This is a genomic window from Shewanella sp. DAU305 (genome assembly GCF_026802235.1).
GTDB lineage: Bacteria > Pseudomonadota > Gammaproteobacteria > Enterobacterales > Shewanellaceae > Shewanella > Shewanella baltica.
Genome location: NZ_CP113808.1, coordinates 3,818,689 through 3,835,275 on the forward strand (window position 1 = coordinate 3,818,689; position 16,587 = coordinate 3,835,275).

Here is a 16,587-nt window from a genome sequence, read left to right on the forward strand (position 1 = left end):
GCCATGAAAGTGAAACAAGCAATCAGAAAAATCATTATCTTAGGTGGCGGCACCGCAGGCTGGATGGCCGCGGCCGCCCTCGCGAATAACCCCGTATTTGCCGCCATTGAACTCTGTTTAGTGGAATCGGACAACATAGGCACTATCGGCGTTGGCGAAGGCTCTACGCCACACCTAAAACGCTTTATGGACAACTTAGGCATTAGCGAAAAAGATTGGATGGAGCAATGCCACGCCAGCTATAAAACCGGCATCGACTTTATCAATTGGAATGGTGACGGGCAGCAATATTTCCACCCTTTCTATTTTCAAATGGATGTAAAACCCGCCGAAGTCTTTTTTATCAACGCCAATGCAAGACGCCGCGGTCATGGCAGTGCCGTTAAACCCGATGCGTTTTTCTCTAGCGGCGTACTGGCCAAACACAATCTCAGCCCAAGGCCGAAGAAAACACTACCCTGCGCTAACGAATACGGCTATCACTTCGATGCGACTGAGCTGGCCAACTACTTAAAAGATTATGCCTGCCAGCGCGGCGTACGGCAGATCATTGCTGATGTGGTTGAGGTTTCAACCACCCAACACCAGCAGATTGAGACACTGATCCTGGCGAATGGCGAACGACTTAACGCCGATTTTTTCATCGATGCCAGCGGCTTTAGCGCTAAGCTAATCCATAAAGCCCTAGGCGTGCCCTTTCAATCCTTCGCAGATGAGTTACTCAACGACAGCGCCGTTACTGTACCTGTATTAATGGATCCCATTCAGACTCAAGCACAGCAGGCCAAGTACCATACCCGCGCCACGGCGCTCAGTGCGGGCTGGCTATGGCAAATCCCCCTCACCCACAGGCTTGGCAATGGCTATGTTTATAGCAGTCGCCACCTCAGTGCCAATGCCGCGGCTAAGGAATTATTGCACAGTGTAAATTTACCCGAGTCGACCCAAGTGCGTTTTCTTAAAATGCGGGTCGGCGTCAGTGACAAGGCTTGGCACAACAATGTGCTGGCGATAGGGCTTGCGCAAAGTTTTATCGAGCCGCTCGAAGCCACGTCGATCATGATGACTCAGTTCACCCTTGAAAGATTTATGTCATTATTCGAGCGTTATCAATTAAATAAGCAGGCAGAAACCTTAAGTCGACAAACATTAAATCAAGCAGTAATGCAGTTAGTGCTCGGCATAAAGGATTACATTCAGGCCCATTATGTCACCAGTCAGCGCAGCGAACCTTATTGGGTGGCAGCGAGAAAAGTCGCGATTTCCCAAAGGCTGACGCAACTATTAAAAGCTTGGTATCAAGGGGAAGACTTTGATCTGCTGCTTTACCAATACGACCAGCAGCTCGCCTACTTTCGCCCTTCTTGGTATGCGCTGTTAGCGGGAATGGATTACCGTGACCCAAAACTGAAGCGCCCATTTGAGCCGATTTCAGCGGAGATCACGGCGCAAGCGATAAGCTACTGCCAAACCTTAGTGGAGCAGTATTTTCAGCCTAAGTATTCGTGATAGTAAGGGGTTAAATCGCTCTTTGTTTACTGCTAAACCGCTGACGAAAGCGACTCGGCGTGACGCCTTTAAATTGAATAAAGCGTCGATTGAAATTAGATAAATTATTGAAACCACACTGATCGCTGATGGTTGAAATCGGGCTCTGGTTCGAGAGTAATAACTTGCACGCCTTAGCGATCCTGAGTTGGTTGATAAACTCAGTTAAGGTTTTCTCGGTGCGTTTTTTAAAGAAGCGATGGAAATGATTGGTGCTCATGTGCGCCAACTTTGCCAAATCCTGCGCCGACAAGGCCTGAGTGTAATTGTCATAAATATGCTCAATCACTTTATCGAGCTTTTTCACGGTAAAGTCGAGCTTACTGCCGTGGGTGAACAAGGTGCTGGACAAGAGCTCTTGCTGACTATCCTGTTGTAATAACGCTAATAATTCCAATAACAAAATATAGCGTTTAAAGGGATTAGCCGTCTCCATCGCGATAAACACGCTATGGGCTTTGCGTGCCGTTTCCTCACTAAACAACACGCCCCGTTTGGCATGGGTCAAAAGAGAATGCAAGGATGCTAACTCGCGCTGCTCATTCACAATTTGGTGTAGCCAGGCTGCGGGAATTTGTGCCACATAGACGACTTCCGACACTCGATTTTTCGAAGCGGATCCCTTCAAACTGGGCTCTTTCAAACCGACCGCAGTTGAAGCGCCGCCTTTCAAACAATCGTTCTTTGAAGCCTCGTCAGGTGAAATATCAAGGTTAGCCTCGGATTGCCAGCCGTGGGGCATGTCAGGGCCGATGATCACTAAATCATAATCGCCATAGCGGGCAATATGATCGCCCACATAACGCATGCCATAACTGTTGAGGGTTAAGCAGATTTCGTACTCGGGGTGATAATGCCAGTTGAGATCCATGTGGTCCCATTCATAGCGAAAGTAACGCCAAGAGCTGTTTTCATCGGGGATCACTTTTTCACACAGAGGTTTCATCCATTAAACTCCAGTTACTCATTCCTTTACCTTAGCTTCAATCAACTCTTACAGATCAACGCTATTCACTCAAGCTAGCCGTTATGCCATCCAGTTAAATTATTCAATTACTTAGACCTTATTTTTAATGCAAGCCTTGACCTATCAGCGCGGCGAAATCGCTATGTCTTCGCGCACTATTGTCTATAGCAAGTCAGCCCTACAGTGATACTCAACTCCGTTACTCTAATACTATTCTATCCAATGTTAATTAAAGGTAACTATTTTACAAGCAAACACTTTATCAGCAGATACTAAAACACGGTTTTACCTATGCCTATCCGCAGCAGCTAACTGCAACTCGTATCTATCACCATTATCTATCGCCAGTATTTACAAGTATCTACAGCCCGTATTAACTGCACCTGATGTAAATCAGCTAAATCAGCTAAATCAGCACGAACAGGATTTGCATATGTGAGAAAAGTATCGACAGAGGCACCATTCGTATCACCGCCATAGCGAACGTCAGTCCACAATGAATTTCACTTAATTCAATTGGCTAAGCACATGAAACACAAACTCATCATTCTGTTTGTCCTCTGTACTTTCTTTGTGATTTCCTTGATGACCAACAGTATGGGGCCGATTTTCCCTGCGTTAATTGACAGTTATGCTATCGGCCTGACGTTGGCGGGGTTATTTCCCTTTGCGTTTTTTATCGCCTACGGGGTGACATCGATTCCTGCGGGGATTTTGGTGGACAAGTACGGTGAAAAGCGAGTGATCATCTTAGCCTTTAGCCTCGCGTTTATCGGCGCCGTCACTTTTGTGTGTCTCCCTACCTTTAGCATCGCCATGTTTAGCCTGTTTTGCATCGGCACTGGCATGAGTTTATTGCAGGTAGCAGTGAATCCCTTACTGCGCCAAGCCGCGGGGCCTGAGCACTTTGCCTTTTTCTCCGTACTGGCCCAACTCGCCTTTGGCGGTGCCGCAACCTTAGCGCCGCTGGTGTACCAGCATTTTGTCGCCTTAGATCAAGCAAGTGCAGCATCAGCCAACTATGTGCAACAGCTATTGCCAGAGAACATGAGTTGGCTCGCCATGTACTGGTTATTTGCCGTGGTCGCACTCGCCATGGTGCTCTTTGCCAGCCTAGTGAAGATGCCCAAAGTGGATAAATTGGCGGATGAGTCTGCGGGTGCACTGAAGACCCATTTACGCCTTTTCAAAGATAAAACCGTTTTGAAATTCTTCTTCGCTATCGCCGCCTACGTCGCACTTGAACAAGGGCTTGCTAATAGTATCTCAGTCTTTTTGTCGCAATATCATGGCCTTGATACCTTAAGTGTCGGCGCCAATGTGGTTAGCGATTTTTGGTTTTACATGACGCTCGGCTGCCTACTCGGTTTGCTGCTACTTAAGCTTATCGACAGTCAGATCTTGCTGCTCAGTTTTTCCCTTAGTTCACTGGTTTGTTTTCTGGTGGCGATTTGGGGACCGAGCCAACTAGCATTAATTTGTTTCCCATTGGTTGGCTTTTTCATTTCTATCATGTGGTCGGTGATCTTCTCGCTGGCGCTCAATTCTCGCGCCCAAGATCATGGATCATTCGCTGGCATTCTCTGCACTGGCATTATCGGCGGCGCGTTTATCTCGCCGATCATTGGTGTTATCAGTGAGCTGTCCGGCGAGTTACGGTTCGGGATGTTAGTGCTGTTAATCCCTATGGCTTACATAGGTTATATCGCGCTAACGGCTCGCCCCTTGATTAAAAACACCACCCTATTTTCAACAAAAGCGGCATCAAAGAATGACGAGCCGATGGCGACAACCAACACGAGAGGCAACAAGCTATTATGAGCGTCCTATGTTTAGATCTTGGGGGAACTAAACTGATGTTGGCACAGGTGGAAGGTAAAACCTTACTCGACACTTGGCGGTATCCCGTTCCCGCCGATGGCAATTTCGAACAATTATTCGATTTCCTCGTGACCTGTATCCACAGCCACCTCACGCCTGAAACCTATGGTATTTCCATCGGGATACCCGGCATGGTGGATATGCACAGCGGCACCTTACTCGAAGTGCTCAATATCCCTGCATTAACGGCAACGCAATTAGCTCAGCAGCTTAAAAATACCTTTGAAATGGATGTGGTTGTAAATAACGATGCGAACCTCTTTGCCCTTGGCGAAGCTGTTCTCAATCACAATCAAGACATGCTCGGGATTACCTTAGGCACAGGCGTGGGCGCTGGGGTGATTTTTAATGGTCAGCTGTATTCGGGTAAACATTGCGCCGCAGGCGAAATCGGCAGTTTGAGTTATCGCGATGGCATTATTGAGCACTACTGCTCGGGGCAATACTTCACCACTCACCATCACATAAGTGGCGAAGATTTGTATCAAAAAGCCTGTGAAGGAGACAGCCAAGCGCTGCAAGCCTTCGCCCATTTTGGTGAACACTTGGCGCACATGATCGCCCAAACCTTACTGGTATACGATCCCAAAGATATCGTCCTTGGCGGCTCAGTCAGCCAAAGCTTTCCCTTCTTTATTGAAGCGCTTAAACAGAAATTGCAAAGCTTAGTCTATGGCCCCCAACTGGCGGACTTGACGATTTCAGCCAGCCAACATCACAATGCGGCACTCATAGGCGCGGCGCAATGGTTTTTACAACAAAAGGACTCAGTTAAGTGAAAGGACTAATTAAAGGAAAAGGGAAGATAAAGTGGCAGAGGATTAAGACGGCATTAATCAGCGGCATAATGGCAGTGCTTCCCTTGGGGCCAGTGCTTTCAATATTTATTATGCCATCGGTACAGGCCGCCAACGCCGTGCAGGAGGCAAATCATGTCGCGCTGAATCAATTGGCCGATAAGCTCCAATTAAATTATCAGTTAACCGCCAGTTATCTTGAAACCTGTCCCGCTAAAGAAACCCAGTGCTATCACTCCGCCATTGAGCTGACCTTGCCCACTCAGTTATCTAATGAAGAGTTAAATCACGGCGACTGGCAAATTTATTTCAGCCAGTTATCGCCCGTTTATTTCGTCGATGCGGGTGACTTTAGCATTGAGCATATCAATGGCGATTTACACAAAATCACTCCTAAAGCCAGCTTTAAGGGCTTCGTCGCCGATCAGGTTTATCGTATTGAGTTTTACAGCCAAGGTAGCCAAATCACCCGTTCCGAGTTTATGCCAAACTTCTTTGTCGCTATGGGTGATAAAGCGCAGCTTATAAAGAGCACTCAAACCCAGCGCAATAAAGAGACGGGGTTGCCCGAGCAAGCCTACCTCGCGCCTTTTAATGCCGGTCAACAATTCTTACTGGCAAAAAACGATGCAACCCCCTTCGCCGATGGCCAGTATTTAGCCGAGCAATACCAAGCCTTAGCTGCAGACAAGGCACCTGACATTAGCGGCAAACTCATCCCCACGCCACTTCATAGCCAAAGCCTAAACTCGGCGCCCTTATCTCTTGCCAAAGGTTATCGACTCACGGCTGCGACTGTCGATTTTAAGGGACGGCAGGCGGCGTTTGATTACCTCGCCAGTTTAGGGTTTGCGGCCAAGGACAAAGGCACGCCGCTGTTATTGCAACTCGATGCCCAAGCTCCTAAAGTCGCCAGCACTGAAGCCCATGATAGTGAAATGAAAACAAGCGAAGCCTATCGGTTAACCATAACGGCCGAGCAAATCAGTATTCGAGCGGGCAGTGAAGCGGGACTCTTCTACGGTCTACAAAGCCTCGCAGGGTTGATCAGTTTAAGTGACGATCAACTGGTCGCCATCGAGATCCAAGACCAGCCTCGCTACGCCTTTCGCGGCCTGCACATCGATTTAGCCCGTAACTTCCACTCGCTAGATTTTATTAAACGCATCATTCCACAGCTCGCCGCCTATAAAATCAATAAACTGCATTTGCACTTAGCCGACGACGAAGGCTGGCGTTTAGCCATACCCGGCTTACCCGAACTGACCGATGTGGGCGCAAAACGCTGTTTCGATTTAACCGAGCAAAGCTGTTTATTGCCACAACTAGGCAGCGGAATTGCGGACGTTAATCCCGTCGATGGCTACTTAACCGTGGCACAATACCAAGAAATATTACAACTGGCTGATGCTCACCATATCGAAGTGATCCCTTCACTGGACATGCCAGGGCATTCCCGCGCCGCGATAAAATCCATGGAGGCGCGTTATCACCATTACCTCGCCAAGGGAGACAAAGCTAAGGCGGAGGAGTTTTTACTGACTGAATTTGCAGATAAAACCCAATATTCATCGCTTCAGTATTATCACGACAACACACTCAATGTGTGCTTGGCGAGCACCTATCACTTTATCGATACTGTGATTGATGAAGTTAAAAAAATGCACCAAGCCGTAGGCATTCCCTTAGTGCATTACCACATAGGCGCCGATGAAACCGCGGGCGCTTGGGTCGACTCTCCCGCGTGTATCGCAATGAAGCAACAAAAAGCCGATGAGTTAGCTGGACTGCACTCACTCAATGGTTACTTTATCGAACGCGTTGCTAACATGCTGGCAGATAAAGGGATTATTGCCGCTGGCTGGAATGATGGTATGGGTGAAGTGCGCCCCGAAAACATGCCCCCCCAAGTGCAATCTAACGCTTGGTCACTGATTTCGGACAACGGCCATCAAATCGCCCATAAGCAAGTAAATCTTGGCTGGAAGGTCGTGCTCTCAACGCCGGAAGTCACCTATTTTGATTTTCCCTATGTTAGCCATCCAGATGAGCGCGGTAATCATTGGGCTGCAAGGGCAATAGACAGCTTTAAGGTGTTTAGCTTTATGCCCGACAACCTGCCCGCCCATGCCGAGCGCTGGCGCAATAGTTTAAATCAGCCATTTATCGCGGACGACAGCCACAGCCAGCTCAAACCGGGACACAGATTTTACGGCTTGCAGGGGCATCTTTGGAGCGAAATGGTGCAATCGGATGAGCAAGCAGAATACATGCTATTCCCGCGCATGATAGCCCTTGCAGAACGGGCATGGCACAAGGCACCGTGGGAATTAGCCTATGATTATCAAGGTAAAATCTATAGCCAACAGACTCAACATTTTGCCAGCCAACTCAATGGCCAAGCCGAGCAAGTCCTCAAACAGGATTGGCAAACCTTCGCCGCGGTTTACGCCAATAAAGTGCAGCCTAAGTTAGCAAAAGCGGGAGTTTTCTACCGCATAGCGCCACCTGGAATACGTATTGAAAATCAGCTGTTAGTGCTCAATAGCTTATATCCCAATGCCGAGCTGGAATACCAACTCGACTCAGGACCTTGGCTAAGCTACCGCCAATCATTCAAGCTTAATGATGTCAAACACATCCGCGCTAGAGTCAAAGATGGCGCACGTTACTCTCGCCCATCGACTTGGCAAAGCTCACTCTAATCGTTCATCGCACAATGTCGGCCATCACATGTGATGGCCGACGCGTTAACGCCCAACTGATGCCGCTGATATTTGTTTTTTTTGGAAACGCTCACGTTATCAATCTGAGATTGCGACTTTATGCTTGAAGCTCTCTAAAAAGTTAATTAATTATTTAAAATCAAATTGCTACACAGCTACCTAACAGGGTTAATTTATTACACCTCTCTTAGGTTGAATAAATTTTGCCTTAGCAGTCACACACGCGATATCAGCCACATAAAGTGAGGCTTCCAATTGGTACATTCCCATACGCTGGCTCACGATTCGGCCGACAATTTTAATGGCATCTCCCACCTTTATTGGCGCAACAAAACGCACAGTCATTTCAGCAGTTAATGCTTTTATGCCCTGCATAAACAAACAATGGGTCATAGCGGCATCCACTAAGGAACTGGCAACGCCTCCATGTAGTAGGTTGTTATAGCCCTGAAGCTGGCGATTGACCTTATGATAACCCACAACCTGATCCTTACCGTCAGCAAAAAACTTACACTGCAAAGACAAAGGGTTTTGAGTCGCGTCGCCACAGACAAGGCATTGGCTGTGGCTTTGTTTACAATCTTGATAATTGTTCACGCTGCACCTATTTATTGATGGATGTAAATGGTTTTAAAATCCATCTTTAATGCTGTTCTTCACTAAAAACGTGCATTAACCATTTGATAAGTTTTATAGCCACCACTGAGGTTGCGTACCTTAAAACCATGTTGCACTAACATCCGATAAGCGACATGCCCGCGCAGACCCACTTGGCAAAATACGAGCAGTTCTTTGTCTTTAGGAAGTTCATTGAGCCTGTCTCTCAGTACTGGCAACGGAATATTAATCGCACCAACAATGGCACCCACTGCCGTTAGCTCGCTCGGGTTGCGCACATCGATAATGACTTGTTCAGCCGTCAGATGATCTAGTTCCTGAGAATGGCAAATGGATTCATCACCTAATAAGACGTTTGCAGCCACCATGCCGGCTTGATTCACTACATCACGCGCCGAGCCAAAGGGTGGTGCATAAGTGAGTTCAAGATCGGCTAAATCATAAACTGTCATTCCTGCCCGTTGTGCTACTGCTAACACATCAATGCGTTTGTCGACGCCATCAATCCCAGCGGCTTGAGCCCCTAAAATACGGCCGTTATCAGGGCAAAACAACAGCTTTAGGGTAATGGGATGTGCTCTAGGGTAATAGCTGGCATGGCTAGCGGTGTGCACATAAATCTTTTCAAACGGAATAACTTGCCTTAGCAAACTCTTCTCGTTTAACCCCGTTGAGGCGATTGCCATATCAAACAATTTACAAATTGCAGTACCTTGGGTGGCACGATACAGCTTATTGCCGCCAAGCATATTATCTGCGGCTAATCGACCTTGACGATTGGCGGGACCTGCGAGTGGAATAAGTATTGGATTACCTGTAACAAAATCATCAGTTTCAATCGCATCGCCTACGGCATAGATGTCCGGGTCAGAAGTGCGCATACTGGCGTCAACGTAAATTCCACCGAGCTTGCCTAAGGTTAAACCGCATTCAGATGCTAAGCGGGTTTCAGGCTTAACACCTATGGCAAGGATCACTAAATCTGTAGCTAAGCTGCTGTTATCACTCAAATCTAAATGTAGATGGTAATGAGGAAACACTGGCGTATCGTAGTCATCGGTAATGTCGGATTCAGCCGGTTGAATAGGACGCTCATGAACTGCGGTCAATCCTGTTTTTAAACGTAAATCCACGCCATTATCGACTAATTTTTGATGCAGTATATTGGCCATTTCAACATCGACCGGCCCCATCACTTGGTCGGCAAGCTCTAGTAAACTCACCTCTAATCCTCGATGTCGTAGTGCTTCTGCCATCTCTAAACCAATAAAGCCACCACCGACGACAGTGGCATGCTTAGGTTTATGCAGCAAAAGGTTAGCTAACACCTTATCCATATCGGGAATATTTCGCAGGCTATGCACAAAATGACTATTAATGCCGCTAATTGGAGGTTTGATTGGCGAGGCACCTGGACTTAGCAACAACTTATCATATGACTCTTGATAGACTTCATCTGTGAGCAGATTACGTATGCTTAACTGCTTGGTTTGTCGATTAATTGCAATCACATCATTAAACACGCGCACTTCAATATTAAAACGTGATTTAAAGCTTTCAGGCGTTTGCAGCAACAAGGCCTCTCTAGACTCTATCTCACCGCCAATATGATAAGGCAAGCCACAGTTCGCAAATGAAATAAACTCGCCTCGCTCTAACATGATAATTTCAGCAGTTTCTGATACACGTCTTGCTCTTGCTGCTGCAGATGCGCCACCAGCAACACCGCCTACAATCACTATTTTAGTCATGTTCTTCTCCAATAAAATTAACGAATAATATTTCGTCTATCTACCCGATTTGCTCTCAAGCTTTTGCTTACAATCAAAACAGTGACCATAAATATTAAGGCTGTGATGATCGATACTCATACCGTGACGTTCAGCTGCTAACCATAAACGTAAGTCAATCAAAGGATCGGCAAACTCAACTAACTTGCCGCAAGTTAAGCAGATTAAATGCTCATGACGCGGTTTCCCATTGAGCTCATACATCGCATTTTCAGACTCAAAAAGCCGCCTTACCACTAAGCCGGCTTGTTCGAAATGCGCCATGATTCGGTACACAGTATTGAGGCCCATGGTCTCGCCCTGCGCATTTAACCCCTGATAGATATTTTCGATGGTTAAATGTTGCTTATCGACTTGAGTTAAAAACTTAAGCAACTTGCATCTTTGAGTGGTGACTTTAAGGCCCGAGTCTTTCAATACTGCTTGCATTACACTTACCTAGACACGTCGATACGCGTTACCAGTGTTCAATACTCAGTTGATATTGTTTGTCATCAGCGCTTTACCGTTGATTAAGCTATCAACCACCTTATACCTTGCCCCTTTAACTAAATTCGCCAAGGTTTGACGTGATACACCCATTGATTTAGCCGCTTCCTGTTGCTGCATGCCGAGTAAATCAACTAAGCGCATAGCCTCGATTTCGTCCTCGGCCAGCGGCACCTGCTCTAACTGTGTCATAGGAATGCCATTAGGCTTAAAACAGATATTGGCTCTTTGGCCACAAATAGTTCTGGGGATTTTTGGTCTGACCATGTTACACCTCGTTTATAGCATATGCCATTTATATTCGGTTTAGTTCTCATATGCAACCTATATCAGTAGACGAGGAAAATGCTAAAAGCGGCCTAAGCCATGAAAGCACCGTTCGCTATTTGCATTTGAGCTTTTCAATATCACCTAAACTCAGGCTATAATCGCCACAACTAAGGCAAATGCCGATTGACAGCGTCGTGAGTTGCTCATTTTTAAGCCATATCATTCACTCAATTTTTAAGGATTTCACTGCCGATGACAACAGCGTCTACTAGCCCCTTTGCCGTGTTAAATCAAACCACTGCGACCTCGTTCAATGAGCAGAAGAATCTGATTAAACGGGTATTTAAAGGTAAGCCAGTGCAATGTCCTAGCTGTAAACAGACATTAAAAGTGATATTGCCTGAGCAGGCAAAGACAGAACAAGCTGCAGGAATTTACTGTGCCAAAGGCTGTACTGATATCGAACTCGATATGGAAGCCGTTGCGGGACTCTAGCAAATTAGAGTCAAAACTTTTGCCTTAACACTTTCGAATTAACACTACGGCGGTATTACGGATAACTCGCCGTAGCAGCACTGATGACTTCGCGATTAATTGACATTGTTCGTGCGAACTTCAACCTTTTCAAGACTCAAGACACTTGCCATTGCCATTCGAGCAAAGGTTCAGCACTCGCTTGCAGACCTCGGCTCAGCGTGACGTTAAATACACTTTTAGCGGGAATCACTCCCACGCCCTTGGGGGTGCCTGTCATCACAATATCGCCTTCATCGAGACTGATAAACGCTTGCAACTCGGACAATATGGTCTGAGGTTTGTAGATCATTAAATCGATATGCCCCTCTTGCACCAAGTTATCGTTGATACTCAAAGTAAAATGCAGCGGCGCCTCGGCATCATCAATCGCCACAAAGGGGCTAAATAATGCGGCCCCATCGAAGGCCTTTGCCCGCTCCCAAGGCAATCCCTTGGCTTTTAACTTGCTTTGTAAATCACGTTTAGTGAGATCTAAGCCAATGGCAACGCTGCTAAAACGGCCATCTTGAAACATAAAACACAGCTCGGTTTCATAGTGCAAGGCTTCGCCTTGATGCTCAGCAAGCAGCACAGTCGACATCGCCGAATTGGGCTTTAAAAACACCACCATGTCGTCGGGTATGTCATTGCCCAACTCATGGATATGGTCGACATAATTACGTCCAATGCAGACAATTTTTGTCGGTACGATACGCTTTTCACCCAACACGACTGATTTCATTTTTAATCCTTTTTACGATACGGTTGAGATTATTTTTAAATAATCAAACCAAGAAGTTAACCTTAACTAGCGCTAAACTCTCAATAGAAAAATTCACTTTACTTGTGACGAACTCTGCTACACTTGAATTAATATTTCAATAAAAACAGCGATCTAATCATTAATAAACCCATTTTACAGGGACAGTCCTAGAAGAGGTTTTCGCACTATGTTGACGCTTACCATAAAACAAAAAATCATTTTTAGCTTTAGTGCCATCGGCGCCCTGCTCATCGCTGGCAGCAGCTTCTTCTATTATTCACTCTCACAAGTACAAACCGCCTATCAAAATATCGAAACCTTAGCCGTACCGGTGCAAAAGCAGAGTAATAGCTTGCAACTGGTACTGTTGAAAATGTCACGCCTTGCCACCTTGGCCCATAGCCAGCAAGACACAGCCGCCTTAACCAAAAGTCAGCAAGCATTTACAGCGCTGCAGAAGAAATATCAAAGTATCGAAAATGAGTTAACGGAGCGAGTGGCAGATCAACCTAAGATGCAGACTTCCCTGCACGAGGCGCAGGCAAGATACCAAGCCTATTTGCAACAAAGCCAAGCCATGTTTAGTGCGAAACTCGCCAATGAACAAGCAAAGCAGCAATACCAACAACTTTTCCAACGCTTTAACGATGCCAAGACCAACGCCAGTAATGCGATGATCGATCTCGAAACCCTGTCCATCCCCGATAATCCTACTCTGCTCGAAGAGATTGTCGGTACTGGCACGCGTATCGACGACATGTTGTATACGCTAACCAACACTATGGGAGAGCTGATCCACACTCAAAGTTTGGAGGTGATCCAATCGCACCAGCAAGATGTCAGCATCTTACTGGGTAACCTCACCACTAACTTTACCTTTTTAAAACAACAAACTGATGGGCTTGATACCTTAGGCTTGCTGCAAACCTTCGAACAGCAATATGCGATTATCAATACCTTACTCGCAGCGCCTGCCGAGCTTTATAAAACACAACAAGCCGTGGTTGAGGCGCAGCTACAAGCCGAGCAACATTACCTCGATGCCGATAAAGAATTTAACGCCAACAATCTCGCCTTAGACAAGTTAATCACCTTAGCCGATCGCCGATTTAGCAGCCTGCAAACCATTGCCAGCAATGCCATTGAGCAAGGGCAAACCTTAGCGATAGTGCTCGCCATAGTGTTTATCCTTATGGTGAGTTTTATTTCCTTCTTCACCTCCAAGGCCATGCTCAATCCATTAGCCTTAGTGAATGGCGCACTCGCAAGCATCGCCCGTGGGGATTTATCTAAACGCATTCACAAACGCCATGATGATGAATTTGGCGCCCTAATTGATAACATGAATACCTTGAGTGACGATCTTGCCAAGCTATTAACCAATATCAGCCAAAATGCCCATTCGCTGGACAGCTCAGCCACCCAAACCAATGAGCAAGGTCAGCGCATCGCCAATGCCGCAACCGCGCAAATCAGCCGCGTAGATGAAACTAAAGCCTTAGCAGAACAGATGTTTACCAGTTCTAATTTGGTGACAGAACAGGCCAGTGAGTCGGCGAAACAAATTAGCCAAGCCTCGAAATACGGCAATCAAGTGAAGCAAATTGCCGATGATAATCGCAATAAAATTGCCGAACTGAGCGCCCGTTTAAGTAGTTCGGTTGAGGTCATGTCTCGCTTGAGCATTCAAAGCGATAATATTGGCAGCATTTTAACCACCATTAGCAGCATTGCCGAACAAACCAATTTGCTGGCACTGAACGCCGCCATTGAAGCCGCCAGAGCGGGGGAACATGGACGGGGTTTTGCCGTCGTGGCCGATGAGGTGCGATCCCTTGCCTCACGCACCCAAGCTGCCACCGCCGAAATTCAAACCATGATTACGGCCCTGCAAAAAGAGACCTCCACGGCAGCGAGTGCTATTACCACAGGGCAAAATCAGGCAAACGAATGTGTCGGACAAAGCCAAACCCTGCAGGATGCTATCGCCCACATAGAAAGTACCTTACACACGCTCAATGACATGAGTCTAGAGATCACCCACGCCGCCCATGAGCAGTTAGATTACAGTCAACGTATTGAGTCGAGCATGAGCGAGGCAGCGCAAGCAGCAGATCAAAATGCCAATGAAGCCATGGACATGGCCAAACGCAGCAACGAAGTCACCACGCTTGCGCATTCACTCACCAGCTCAGTGGAACGCTTTAAACTCTAGTGAGTTTAGGTTTTTAGTAATGTCGAAAATGGTATTCGTGGGATGACTAGAGACAAGAGTTAGCGAGGTAAAAATAAGCACTTAAAAATGATCACAGAAGTCGCAAAACTATCTTAGCGACTTCTGTGGCTGTCTATCCAATTTCAACACATCTGCAGTTAAGCATATTCCATCAAAAATTCATCGAGCTGTTCGTTAGCCATTTCAATTTCGTCACCTTCAAACTGGGCGATATGGAACATACCCTCGCCTTCGTTGGTAACAGGAATATTGCTGATCCCTATGATGATGCCGTCGGTTGGTGCACGAATGGCCACACTGTCACCGCCGTGGGGGCTGACGATATGGGCGATGATATAACCCTTAGTCACCCGCTGGCCGAGCTTGAGTTTCATATTCACTAAGCCGTCGGATTCGCTGCGCACCCAATAACTTCGAATGGCGCTAACACTCGACCCCTTATTGCTTACCCGTCCCTTCAACATGCCTAAACTGCGCATTACATTGAGCACGCCCTTAAGGCCAGATTTTATCGACAATTCACTGAAACGTAATGCCTCGCCCGCCTCGTACAAAATACACGGAATGCCCTGCTGGTTAGCGTAGCCCCGCATGGAAACACTGCGCGCTTTAGAATGCATAATAAGCGGCGCACCAAAGGCATTCGCCATGGCCAGCATAGTCTCGTCGCTGGTATCACAGCGAATTTGCGGCAAGTTGTCTCTGTGAATCGCGCCCGTGTGCAAATCAATAACATGGGTTGCATGGACTAATAACTGAGTGGCAAAGAGGTTGGCTAACCGGCTTGCCAACGCCCCTTTACTGGAGCCAGGGAAGCAGCGGTTAAGATCGCGTCTATCGGGTAAATAACGGGATTGCTGAATAAAACCAAACACATTTACAATCGGCACCACAATTAACGTGCCCGTCAGATTCTTGGGATTCACTCTGGCTAATAACCGCCGACAAATCTCGATACCATTGAGTTCATCCCCATGAATGGCGGCGCAAACCAGCAAAGTTGGACCGGGTTTGGCCCCGTGAAACACTTCCACATGAATATCGAGTTGCGTATCGGTATACAACTTAGCGGCGGCCAGCTTGATCCCCAGTTGAGTCCCTGCTGTGACTCGTTTACCTGCTAATTCAAATGCTTCACGTCTTTTTACCATGGCAACTCCCTTGTACTATCGAATGTTGTCCCGCACGGCGGACCCATATTAGCCAATAGCGCTCGGCTATCGCTTATCGCCAGATGTCTAACACTAGAAACTAAAAAATAGAAGCTTAAAACTAGAAAACAAAAACTAAATGATCACGTGAAGTTTCAACAATTTATTGCGGCTCAAATTGGTTCAGCCAAGATTTTAAAATCTGCAACAACATAGGTCTATCTTCAACGCTCACGCCCGCTAACAATGCACTCTGACATTGAATATGCTGCGGCAAGGCCTTATCAATGAGCGCCTTACCCTCAGCAGTTAACGAGACATGGACGGCGCGGCGATCTTCCTTACTGTGCGCCCGCTCAATCAGCCCCTTATTTTCGAGTCTGTCTAAACGACTGGTCATAGCGCCAGAGCTTAGCATCATGCTCTGATAAAGCTGTGAAGGCGAGAGTGTAAACGGCTCACCCGAACGCCTTAAGGTGGCAAGCACATCGAACTCGCCCTGACCTAAGCCAAATTCGCCATGGCATTGCAGCAGTACCACTTCAATATATTTCGTTAAACGCGCGATTCGCCCGAGCACAGCCATAGGGATCAAATCATCAGTCACCCCTTGTTGCTGCCATTGGCCGACAATGCTATCCAAACCATCTTGTCTGTCCAAGCCATCTATTTTGGTGCTCGAAGCTGCTTGGTCTTTATCCGCAGAACTCGAGTTAGTATCCGCAGGGCTCATGTGAGTGAGTGTCGTTTTCGCTGTCATAGCTTTATCTCAACATAAAGATTCTTTATATCATTCTTTACATCTTAGCCATTTTCTCGCAGAATTAAAATATCT

At 46.8% G+C, this 16,587-nt stretch carries 14 protein-coding genes; 6 read left to right on the forward strand and 8 right to left on the reverse strand.

Going from position 1 to position 16,587, the window contains the following annotated elements; genetic code table 11:
* Positions 1-3 precede the first annotated feature (3 nt).
* Entirely contained in the window at positions 4-1,509 is a 1,506-nt protein-coding gene (locus tag OX890_RS16095; protein ID WP_268649573.1) for a tryptophan halogenase family protein, read from the forward strand.
* A gap of 10 nt (positions 1,510-1,519) precedes the next feature.
* On the opposite strand, the gene OX890_RS16100 is transcribed toward OX890_RS16095, so the two are convergent.
* Positions 1,520-2,494 (reverse strand): AraC family transcriptional regulator, encoded by a 975-nt coding sequence (locus OX890_RS16100; protein WP_268649574.1) that lies wholly within the window; start codon positions 2,492-2,494, stop codon positions 1,520-1,522.
* Between the two features lie 549 nt (positions 2,495-3,043).
* Here OX890_RS16100 and OX890_RS16105 point away from each other — a divergent pair.
* The 3 genes from OX890_RS16105 to OX890_RS16115 are packed head-to-tail and all read left to right on the forward strand — an operon-like array spanning position 3,044 to position 7,898.
* A complete protein-coding gene (locus OX890_RS16105; protein ID WP_268649575.1) occupies positions 3,044-4,336 on the forward strand; it encodes an MFS transporter in 1,293 nt (430 codons plus the stop codon).
* Entirely contained in the window at positions 4,333-5,175 is an 843-nt protein-coding gene (locus OX890_RS16110; RefSeq protein ID WP_268649576.1) for an ROK family protein, read from the forward strand. Before OX890_RS16105 ends, OX890_RS16110 begins: the two co-directional genes overlap by 4 nt.
* Positions 5,172-7,898 (forward strand): family 20 glycosylhydrolase, encoded by a 2,727-nt coding sequence (locus OX890_RS16115; RefSeq protein WP_268649577.1) that lies wholly within the window; start codon positions 5,172-5,174, stop codon positions 7,896-7,898. Before OX890_RS16110 ends, OX890_RS16115 begins: the two co-directional genes overlap by 4 nt.
* A 189-nt stretch (positions 7,899-8,087) precedes the next feature.
* Here OX890_RS16115 and OX890_RS16120 read toward each other — a convergent pair whose 3' ends face one another.
* From OX890_RS16120 to OX890_RS16135, 4 genes are all read right to left on the reverse strand, one after another.
* Entirely contained in the window at positions 8,088-8,516 is a 429-nt protein-coding gene (locus OX890_RS16120) for a PaaI family thioesterase (RefSeq protein ID WP_006085190.1), read from the reverse strand.
* A 62-nt stretch (positions 8,517-8,578) separates the two neighbouring features.
* The gene (locus tag OX890_RS16125) at positions 8,579-10,288 is read right to left on the reverse strand and encodes an FAD-dependent oxidoreductase (protein ID WP_006085189.1); all 1,710 of its coding nucleotides are present in this window, start codon (positions 10,286-10,288) and stop codon (positions 8,579-8,581) included.
* 36 nt (positions 10,289-10,324) lie between these two features.
* Positions 10,325-10,756: a transcriptional repressor gene (locus OX890_RS16130; RefSeq protein WP_006085188.1), complete on the reverse strand. Its 432-nt coding sequence runs from the start codon at positions 10,754-10,756 to the stop codon at positions 10,325-10,327.
* Positions 10,757-10,801: 45 nt separating this feature from the next.
* Positions 10,802-11,083 (reverse strand): DUF134 domain-containing protein, encoded by a 282-nt coding sequence (locus OX890_RS16135; RefSeq protein WP_006085187.1) that lies wholly within the window; start codon positions 11,081-11,083, stop codon positions 10,802-10,804.
* A gap of 255 nt (positions 11,084-11,338) precedes the next feature.
* Here OX890_RS16135 and OX890_RS16140 point away from each other — a divergent pair, with 255 nt between their 5' ends.
* Complete coding sequence (locus OX890_RS16140) at positions 11,339-11,581, forward strand: hypothetical protein (protein ID WP_126492416.1); 243 nt, start codon at positions 11,339-11,341, stop codon at positions 11,579-11,581.
* A 136-nt stretch (positions 11,582-11,717) separates the two neighbouring features.
* Here the strand turns inward: OX890_RS16140 and OX890_RS16145 are convergent, their stop codons facing one another.
* Positions 11,718-12,344, reverse strand: a complete 627-nt coding sequence (locus OX890_RS16145; RefSeq protein ID WP_006085186.1) for a fumarylacetoacetate hydrolase family protein — start codon at positions 12,342-12,344, stop codon at positions 11,718-11,720.
* A gap of 208 nt (positions 12,345-12,552) precedes the next feature.
* On the opposite strand from OX890_RS16145, the gene OX890_RS16150 reads away from it, so the two are divergent.
* Positions 12,553-14,580: a methyl-accepting chemotaxis protein gene (locus OX890_RS16150; protein WP_268649578.1), complete on the forward strand. Its 2,028-nt coding sequence runs from the start codon at positions 12,553-12,555 to the stop codon at positions 14,578-14,580.
* 158 nt (positions 14,581-14,738) lie between these two features.
* On the opposite strand, the gene OX890_RS16155 is transcribed toward OX890_RS16150, so the two are convergent.
* Together OX890_RS16155 and OX890_RS16160 are read right to left on the reverse strand one after the other, a co-directional pair.
* A complete protein-coding gene (locus OX890_RS16155) occupies positions 14,739-15,752 on the reverse strand; it encodes a succinylglutamate desuccinylase/aspartoacylase family protein (RefSeq protein WP_006080925.1) in 1,014 nt (337 codons plus the stop codon).
* A gap of 163 nt (positions 15,753-15,915) precedes the next feature.
* The gene (locus OX890_RS16160) at positions 15,916-16,512 is read right to left on the reverse strand and encodes a MarR family winged helix-turn-helix transcriptional regulator (protein WP_268649579.1); all 597 of its coding nucleotides are present in this window, start codon (positions 16,510-16,512) and stop codon (positions 15,916-15,918) included.
* Positions 16,513-16,587 lie beyond the last annotated feature (75 nt).

Coding starts and splice junctions, on each gene's coding strand:
- OX890_RS16150 (WP_268649578.1), top strand. CDS start 12,553: ATGTTGACGCTTACCATAAAACAAAAAATCATTTTTAGCTTTAGTGCC.
- OX890_RS16145 (WP_006085186.1), bottom strand. CDS start 12,344: ATGAAATCAGTCGTGTTGGGTGAAAAGCGTATCGTACCGACAAAAATT.
- OX890_RS16100 (WP_268649574.1), bottom strand. CDS start 2,494: ATGAAACCTCTGTGTGAAAAAGTGATCCCCGATGAAAACAGCTCTTGG.
- OX890_RS16095 (WP_268649573.1), top strand. CDS start 4: ATGAAAGTGAAACAAGCAATCAGAAAAATCATTATCTTAGGTGGCGGC.
- OX890_RS16105 (WP_268649575.1), top strand. CDS start 3,044: ATGAAACACAAACTCATCATTCTGTTTGTCCTCTGTACTTTCTTTGTG.
- OX890_RS16125 (WP_006085189.1), bottom strand. CDS start 10,288: ATGACTAAAATAGTGATTGTAGGCGGTGTTGCTGGTGGCGCATCTGCA.
- OX890_RS16135 (WP_006085187.1), bottom strand. CDS start 11,083: ATGGTCAGACCAAAAATCCCCAGAACTATTTGTGGCCAAAGAGCCAAT.
- OX890_RS16140 (WP_126492416.1), top strand. CDS start 11,339: ATGACAACAGCGTCTACTAGCCCCTTTGCCGTGTTAAATCAAACCACT.
- OX890_RS16110 (WP_268649576.1), top strand. CDS start 4,333: ATGAGCGTCCTATGTTTAGATCTTGGGGGAACTAAACTGATGTTGGCA.
- OX890_RS16130 (WP_006085188.1), bottom strand. CDS start 10,756: ATGCAAGCAGTATTGAAAGACTCGGGCCTTAAAGTCACCACTCAAAGA.
- OX890_RS16160 (WP_268649579.1), bottom strand. CDS start 16,512: ATGACAGCGAAAACGACACTCACTCACATGAGCCCTGCGGATACTAAC.
- OX890_RS16155 (WP_006080925.1), bottom strand. CDS start 15,752: ATGGTAAAAAGACGTGAAGCATTTGAATTAGCAGGTAAACGAGTCACA.